The 1,605-nt window shown below is 38.5% G+C and carries 1 protein-coding gene; it reads right to left on the bottom strand.

Features of this window, described 5'->3' with window-relative positions:
* Window positions 1–479: 479 nt before the first annotated feature.
* A complete protein-coding gene (locus LD39_RS08395; RefSeq protein WP_035545139.1) occupies window positions 480–1,508 on the bottom strand; it encodes a zinc-binding alcohol dehydrogenase family protein in 1,029 nt (342 codons plus the stop codon).
* Window positions 1,509–1,605: the final 97 nt, after the last annotated feature.

Genomic DNA, 1,605 nt, shown 5'->3' with positions numbered 1-1,605 from the left:
TTCTATTTTGTTTTTATTATAGATAAGAAATCTGAAATAAACCTGAAAATCTCCTCGCCATTTTTAATTGAAGAATGAAAGTCGCTCTTTTTTCCCTGGCTATTACGCATTACTAGGTGATCGAATCCACCGGTTCTGCTATTTTAACTTTTTCTTCTTGGCTCTTCTTGTTTCAAAATCCAGGATGTGAAAGATTATTGTTGTTATTAAGACGATGTAAGTATATTGAGGTAACTGAAGAAAGTATAGGAAGGCAAAAAATACGATGGACACGATAACAATCTCCAAATATTTCTTTTGTCTTTTTGTCATGATTTCACCCTTCTCTTTGTTTCTAAATCCTTACATTACATGCTCTCACGCTAAATAAAATAATTATGTATTATCCAAACCTGCTTTTCATCTGAACAGAATTTCTCAGCCCCTAATCAATATTGAAACCTCAGAGATTAGTAACCAGCTAACCTCTGAGGTTTCTTTTATTCTTCCGTTTCTACAACCATCTTGCCAATCATCTTCCCTTCTTCCACTATTTCATGTGCTTTACGAAGGTTCTGGGCATTTAATCCAGTAAATGTTGTGGTTACAGTTGATTTGATTTTTTCGTCATCAATTAACTTAGCCAATTGATGCAGAATATTCTGTTGTTCCTGCATATCCTCTGTTTGAAAAAGAGGTCTGGTGAACATGAATTCCCACACAAATGTGGCACTTTTATGCTGTAATGCTGTCAGATTTAAATTTGTATCGGTTTCTACAATACTGCAAATTTTACCTTGTGGCTTAATAGCTTCTACCATGGCGCCCCAATGTTGATCTGTAGAACTTAAACAAAAGATATAGTCGACTTGAGGAAAACCAGCTTTTTCTAACTGAGAAGCCAGAGGCCGATGGTGGTTAATCGTATACGCTGCCCCGTGATCTTTAGCCCAAGTAATGGTTTCCTCTCTTGATGCCGTGCCAATGACGGTTAGGCCTGCTAATTGCGCTAGTTGACCAGCAATAGATCCCACTCCACCGGAAGCATTGATGATTAAAATCGATTTCCCCTGGTTTTCTGACGGATTAAACGGGATGTTCAACCGTTCAAATAAGGCTTCCCATGCAGTCAAACTCGTTAGAGGCAGGGCAGCAGCTTCTTTGAATGATAATGTATGAGGTTTTTTGGCTGCGATCCGTTCATCCACAAGTTGAAATTCACTATTAGAACCTGGACGAGCAATAGAACCAGCGTAATAAACTTCATCACCAACTTGAAAAGAAGTCACTTGCTCTCCTACGGCTTCTACAATACCAGCTGCATCATAGCCAAGTATTTTAGCCTCTTCCTCTTCGTCTCCATTTGCCCGAACCTTGGTATCAACCGGGTTTACAGAAACAGCCTTTATTTTAACTAAAAGATCCTGCCCTGAAGCCTGAGGCTTAGGAACCGTTACATCTACCAAGCTCTCTTCGTTTGTAATAGGCAAGTGTTGATATAAACCAACAGCTTTCATTTCTTTGCTCATTTTCCTCATCCTTTTTTACACTTGTTTTAGAATTACGTGATACCAAAAAGTTCCACATAAAGGAGAGGGTGAAACATTTGCACGTTAAATATGCTTT

The sequence above is a fragment of the Halobacillus sp. BBL2006 genome (assembly GCF_000786645.1).
In the GTDB taxonomy this organism is placed as follows: domain Bacteria; phylum Bacillota; class Bacilli; order Bacillales; family Halobacillaceae; genus Halobacillus.
Note: the sequence above shows the minus strand (reverse complement) of the source record. Positions and strands in the feature narration are given on the sequence as shown.